6 protein-coding genes are annotated in these 6,214 nt (G+C 69.4%); 4 read left to right on the top strand and 2 right to left on the bottom strand.

The features are described 5' to 3' along the window. Nucleotides 1–199: 199 nt before the first annotated feature. The 4 genes from VH499_RS24585 to VH499_RS24600 all read left to right on the top strand — a co-directional run bounded on the left by VH499_RS24585 (nt 200) and on the right by VH499_RS24600 (nt 3,801). Nucleotides 200–1,465: a hypothetical protein gene (locus VH499_RS24585; RefSeq protein WP_332055411.1), complete on the top strand. Its 1,266-nt coding sequence runs from the start codon at nt 200–202 to the stop codon at nt 1,463–1,465. Nucleotides 1,466–1,652: 187 nt separating this feature from the next. Then, nucleotides 1,653–2,609 carry a hypothetical protein gene (locus VH499_RS24590; RefSeq protein WP_332055412.1) on the top strand — a complete coding sequence of 319 codons (957 nt, stop codon included), beginning with the start codon at nt 1,653–1,655 and terminating at the stop codon, nt 2,607–2,609. After that, on the top strand, nt 2,606–2,881 hold the full coding sequence (locus VH499_RS24595) for a hypothetical protein (protein WP_332055413.1): 276 nt from the start codon (nt 2,606–2,608) through the stop codon (nt 2,879–2,881). Before VH499_RS24590 ends, VH499_RS24595 begins: the two co-directional genes overlap by 4 nt. Before the next feature lie 113 nt (nt 2,882–2,994). Beyond that, nucleotides 2,995–3,801 carry a class I SAM-dependent methyltransferase gene (locus tag VH499_RS24600; RefSeq protein ID WP_332055414.1) on the top strand — a complete coding sequence of 269 codons (807 nt, stop codon included), beginning with the start codon at nt 2,995–2,997 and terminating at the stop codon, nt 3,799–3,801. 50 nt (nt 3,802–3,851) lie between these two features. On the opposite strand, the gene VH499_RS24605 is transcribed toward VH499_RS24600, so the two are convergent. Both VH499_RS24605 and VH499_RS24610 read right to left on the bottom strand, forming a co-directional pair. Next, on the bottom strand, nt 3,852–5,423 hold the full coding sequence (locus VH499_RS24605; protein WP_332055415.1) for a DUF3592 domain-containing protein: 1,572 nt from the start codon (nt 5,421–5,423) through the stop codon (nt 3,852–3,854). Then, a partial coding sequence (locus VH499_RS24610; protein ID WP_332055416.1) for an aldehyde dehydrogenase family protein occupies nt 5,420–6,214 on the bottom strand: 795 nt, incomplete at its 5' end. The genes VH499_RS24605 and VH499_RS24610, both read right to left, overlap by 4 nt.

Raw genomic sequence — 6,214 nt, forward strand, 5'->3', positions numbered from 1 at the left:
CGCTCCGCCTTCCTCTTAGCGCATGAACCGAGGCCCGGCCTGTGTGCGATCGGAAGCAAAGTCGTGACCGAGGTCAGGCGGCTTTCGGCGCGGCGGTCGATGACATGCGGAGCGTCCGGTCAAACGCGGAACGAAGCAACCGTTTGCGCGCGAGACGAAACCCCTGAGCTTCGCCCGGCTCGACAAGGTCGAGGGCCAGTTGCAGGAGGCGCGGAGCCAGCTCGCCGATCTCAGCGCACAGCAGCCCGACATCACGTCATTCGTCGATCGCGACACCGCCTTGCGCCTCCAGGACATCGAGCGCGATCTCGGCCAGCCGGCGCTGGCGAAGAAGCAGCGCACGTCGCTGGAGCAGGAACGCGAGATGATCCTGGGCACGGTCGACCCCAACGATCGCTTGCCCAGGCAGGCCGAACGCGAGCAGGCGAAACAGGTGAAGCAGCTCCAGGACCGGATCGCGAAGCTGGAGAAACAGCATGGCGAGGCGCGGGCGACGGCCGATGCGGCGGTGGCCGATCTCCGCCGCAAGCTCGGCCGCCATGGCGAGGAGTTCCAGCCGCAGCAGGTGATGGACGCGACGTCGTTCCAGGAGCCCGTGGATTTCGCCGCGGCCCTGCAGCGCGCCGACCTGATGCGTCAGGCGCGGCTCGTGCGCGAGCATATGATGCCGGAGGAAGGCGCCGGCGGACGAAGGGGTGTGCTAGCCGCCCCCGAGGATGCGGGCGGTAAGCCCGGATCGTCTGCATTGGAAGGCTCGACCGCCGGCAACGACTATCTGGCGCGCATCGACCGCGAGGCGCGAGCGCTGATCGCTGGCGTGCCGAGCGGTAAGGAGACGCCACTCGATCTCGACAGCGAAGTCCTCGCGCCTAGGGGAACAGCGTTCCGGGAACTGCGCCGCCTGGCGCGCGATGCCTATAACAAATTCATCAAGACAACGGTTAAGAATGAGGTGACGGGCCACGCCATCGAATTCGACGCTCTCGGCCAGAAAAAGACGCTGACAGTCGGCGAAGAACTGATTCGGCTCGTGCCTCATTTGCCAGAACTGTTAAGGACCGCAGAGCCAATGGGACCGCCGAGGCCTGATAAGCTCGGGCGTCCCGACATCGTCGCCTGGCATGCCTTCCGGAAGGTCGTGCGCGTGGACGGCAAGCCGTTCGCCGTAGTGATGACCGTGCGCGAAACCGGCGACGGGAAGTTTCACTATTCGTTGGGTGGAGGGCCTGAGCCCGCCGGAGCGGGGGGTTTACCAGCCCCCGAGGACCGCGGCGATGCCGTTGGATCGTCTGCTCGCAAAGCCGCTCCGGCGAGTGATGTAAATCTAGAGATCGTCCCGGCCGAGCGCAAGAGCACGCCAATCGACGATCTCGCCCGTGAACATGAACAGGCGGATCAAGGAGTTAAGGAAGCCGGGGCCATCCAGGGCTGCCTCGGCGGCCCGAAGGAGGGCGACAATGGCTGACCGGCTTTGGGGACTGTCACGCGAAGAGCAAGAGAGAACGGCGATGGCTCTTCTGCATCGCGCGGCCTATCGGAAACATACAATCGCACGGTTACGCCTTCCCTGGCGGGTCGCAGCCCGGTTTCTTGAATGGATACTGTGGCGGCCATGATCTTCCCCCCTTGGCGTCCCGCGAAGGATCGCACCCATGGCTGACATCTTCACCTGCCTCTCCGAGGCGGTGGCCAACGGCACGCTGTCGGAAGCGGGCCTCAGCGAATACCGCCAGCGCATGCGTGACGCCGAGGAGCTGGCCCGCCAGCGCGGCCTGGCCGGCCCCGAGGCCTACCTGTTCGCCACCACGGAGGCGGCCAAGGAGATGGAGCGCCGCGCCACGGCCAGGCGGGCGCAGATCCAGCAGACCATCCTCGCCGTCGACCGGGCGTGGCAGGGCGCGAGCCGGAACCGGTTCGGCATCCAGTGGGGCCTGACCGACGTGTTCGGCGAGCATGTGCGCGGCGAGGGCTCGGGCAGCTCGATCGGCCAGCAGCAGCGCGGCAATCTCGCGGCGCTGCAATCGATCATGGCCGACACGCTGTCCAGGATGCAGAGCCGCATGGCCGGCTTGAAGCAGAACGCCATCCTGCCGCGCCATACCGTCAGCGAGCTGTTCGGCAAGGACACCGGCGACGCGGCCGCGAAGGAAGCGGCGAAGGCGTGGGATGCGGCACTTGGCTGGTGGCGCGACGGCATGGAGCGTGCCGGCGTCTTCGTGCGCCAGCTCGAGGACTGGCGGCTGCCGCAGCACTGGGATGCCGGGGCGGTGAAGGCGACCGGCAAGGACGCCTTCGTCGACCGGCTCACGCAGTGGTGGCGCGCCGGCGACCTCAGGCTGCGCGACTGGCAGGCGGACGGGCAGGCGTATCTCGCCCCCGGGCTCGCGCCGGCCGAAGCCCGCGCCCGCGAGATCTTCGAGAAGGCCTACGACAACATCACCTCGGGCGGTCTCGATAACGCCGCGGTGCTGCCACGGTCGCTCACGCAACCTCCACGCAGGCCGCTGCATTACCCCCGACCAAGGGCGCACGCCGCCCTCGACCCGCGCGCTCGTTGTGACTTCGGCGTGGGAAGAGCGGCACCAACGGAAAGGGCATGCAACCCATGAACAAGTCCCTGAAGACCGCCGCGTTCGCGCTCGCGTTCTCCAGCGCGACGGCGCTCGGCCTCGCCACCGCCGGGGCGGCCGACGTGCACATCACCTTCGATCCGGGCAACGTCGCGTACGGATATCGCGATGGCTACTGGACGCGGAGCCACGAGTGGCACACCTGGGAGCGGCCGGAATACGTCGAGATCTACAGGAAGCATCCGGGTGCCCGTTACTACGAGTGGCGTCACGACCGTGACGCCGACATGGGCTGGCATCCGCTGAGGTAGCCCGCTTCGAGACTTGCCGCCGGCCCTGAAAGGCCGGCGGCTTCCTTTGTCGGCGCCTCCGCTTCGTGCAAAGCTCGAGCGTGCGGGCAGGCTCGCGCGCCGGGGAGGGGGCAATGGCCGTTTCATCGACCTTCGTGTCAGCCGATGGCGAGGGCTACGAGCTGCAGATGGGACGCTGGAGCCGCAGGCTGGCGCCGCTGCTCGTCGACTTCGCCGGCGTCGCGCGCGGGGCGCGGGTGCTCGACGTGGGCTGCGGCACCGGCAGCCTCGCCTTCGAGCTGGCCCGCAATCCGGCGATCGGCCGCATCGACGGCATCGATTTCTCGCCGGTCTATGTCGAGCACGCGCGGCGGCGCAACAGCGACGCCCGCCTCGACTTCCACACCGGCGATGCCTGCGCGCTGCCGTTCGAGGCGGCGAGCTTCGACCATGCGCTGTCGATGCTGGTCCTGCAGTTCGTGCCGCGCGCCGCCGACGCCGTGCGCGAGATGCGGCGCGTCACGCGGCCGGGCGGCATCGTCGCCGCCGCGACCTGGGATTCGCGCAGCCTCGTCATGGTGCGCCTTGTGTTCGACACCGCCGCCGTGATCGATGCCGAGGCCAACACGCGCCGCGCCAGGTTCGGCGTGCGGCCGTTGACGCGGCCGGGTGAACTCGCGCAGGCGTGGCGCGACGCCGGTCTGGCCGACGTCGTGGACGGCACGCTCACCATCCGCATGGACTTCGCCTCGTTCGCCGATTTCTGGGCGCCGTGCGAAGGCCGCGACGGCCCGATCGCCGACTATGTCGGCACGCTCGACGCGACGGCCAGGGCGAAGCTGCGCGAGCTGGTGAGCCGCGCCTATCTCGACGGCGACGCCGACGGCCCGCGCTCCTACGCCGCCACGGCCTGGGCGGTGCGTGGCCGGGTGCCGGGGTGAGCGATGGCCGACCCGGGACACCGGTCGGCGTCGAATTCCACGGCGAGGCTCTAGCCGCGCCAGCCCGAGAAGAACAGCGCCGCGGCGAAGAAGGCCACGGCGAGCAGCAGCGTCCACCAGGCGAAGGCGACATGCGGCTCGAGCACGGCGGAGGAGGGATTGGCGGGATCGAAATGGACCGTCACCGTGCGGCCGGCGGGATAGCGCGCGACCGTCGCCTCGGCGCGGGCCTGCGCGCCCGCGACGTCGGCACCGAACGCAAGACGCGTGCCGTGATAATCGCGGTCCTGGACGCGGTAGCTGTACTCGACCACGGGCGACCAGACGGTGACCGTCTGTCCCTGCCCGCGCGAGGCGAGGATGCGGTGAGGCTCGGCGACGCTCGACAAAATCGTTCCGGTCGCGGTCGGCCAGCGCGCCGCCGCCATCGCCGTGCGCAGGTTGGCGACGAGGAACAGCGACATCACCAGCCCGGCGGCGGCGAAGAACAGCACGCCCGGGACGACCGCGCCGGGCGGAAATTGTGGCTGCAGCCAGTCGATGATCGCACTGGCCCGGGTGAAGGCGACGACGATGGCGAGCCCCAGCAGGATCACTGTCGCGGCGATGCCGTACACGATCGCCGCCGGCGCTGGCGGATCGCGCTCGATCACCGCCTCCTCCGGCTTGTCGGGGTTATAGAAGACCGGTCCGGTGCGCCCGACCTTGTAGCGTTCGAGCGCTGCCTCGGCTTGCGGGCTGCCGGCGGGGATCTCGCCGATGCCGATGCGATTGCCGCGGTATTCGACGCCGCCGACAGAGAAGACGTATTCGACGTCCGGCACGTTGCCGACTGTCGTCGCTTCGCCGGCGTGGCGCTGCCGGACGGCGCGCATCGTGGAGCGCACGATGCGCCCTTGCGCCGACGGCCAATGGGCGGCCCGCCGCACCTGCTGCATCTTGTAGACGGCGAGGCCCGCGATCGCGCCGGGAATGGCCATGGCAAACAGCGCCATCAGCAGCCATCCCGGCATGACCAGGGGCGAGATCACGAAGGCGAGGGCGGCGAAGGCGGCGAAGAGCACCGTCCGGCGCGAGCGATCGGCGCCCGCAGGCCAGTCGCGCCAGCCGATCCCGAGCAGGGCGAGGCCGGCCAGCGCGAGCACCGGCGTGCCCCAGGCCAGCACGGTCCCGACAGCGCCGGTGGTCGGACCCGCCGCGGGATAGGCCCGCTGCCGTACGCGGACATCGAGCCGGCCGGGGCCTTCGGCGTCGAAGGCGGTGACGATGGCTTGCGAGAGCGCCTGGGCGGCAGCGATCGCCTCGGCGCGCGACGGTCCCGGCACATGGACGGCGCTGTCGCGGATCTGCCTGAGACCGGGGATCAGTTCGAGCGTCGCCCCGCCCGGCCGCGCGGCTTGTGCCGACGCGAAGGCGCGCTGGATGCGCGCGTCGTCGCGCTCGCTTCGCGTGGTGAGCTCGATCGTCGCCGTGTAGGAGGTGGCGAACCAGGACGAAACGAAGTCCCGCTTCGCCCAGAGCAGCAGGGCAAGCAGCACCAGCACCGCCCCCGCCGCGGCCTGGCGCAATTGCGGTGCGGCGTTGCCGCCTTCGGTCCCCGTCCGGCCCGGAGCTGCCGTCACGTCCGCATCCTGAGCATCATGCGCAGGAGCCGCATGGGCCGGCCGGCGTAGGGCGGCTGGAGCAAGAGCTGGATGGGCGAGACGGGCCCCTGGTAGAAGACCGGGCGCAGCTTCGAGAATGTCAGGAAGCCCTCGCGGCCGTGATAGTGGCCCATGCCGCTCGCCCCGACGCCGCCGAATGGCAGGTCGTGCTGGCCGACATGCAGCAGCGCCTCGTTGACCGACACGCCGCCCGACATCACGTGCGCTATATAGAAGTCGCGCAGGGTCGAATCGTAGGTGAAGGGATAGAGCGCGAGCGGCCGATCGCGCGCATTGATGTAGTCGGCCACCTCCTGCCGGTTCGTGTAGGTCTTGACCGGCAGGATCGGGCCGAAGATCTCGCGCTGCATCACGATCATGTCGTCGCCGGGATCGAGCACCAGATGCGGCGGGAACTTGCGCCGGCTCGCATCGGGCGTCTGGCCCTCGGCGAGGTTTATGAGTCGCGCGCCCTTGGCCCGCGCGTCGGCGAGCGTTGCCTGCAGGCGGTCGAAGGCGCGCTGGTCGATGATCGAGGTGAAGTCCGGTCCGTTGATGTCGGGGAAGCGTTGCCGAAAGATCCTGACGCAGTGCGCCGCGAATTCGTCCTCCTTGCCCTTCGGCACGAAGGCGTAGTCGACGTTGGTGCAGATCTGGCCCGCGTTCAGCATCTTCACCCAGAGGATGCGCCGGGCCGCCGTCTCGATCGGGAAGTCGGGCGCCACGATCGCCGGCGCCTTGCCGCCCAGCTCCAGCGTCACCGGGGTCAG

The organism is Reyranella sp. (assembly GCF_036558665.1).
Lineage (GTDB): Bacteria > Pseudomonadota > Alphaproteobacteria > Reyranellales > Reyranellaceae > Reyranella.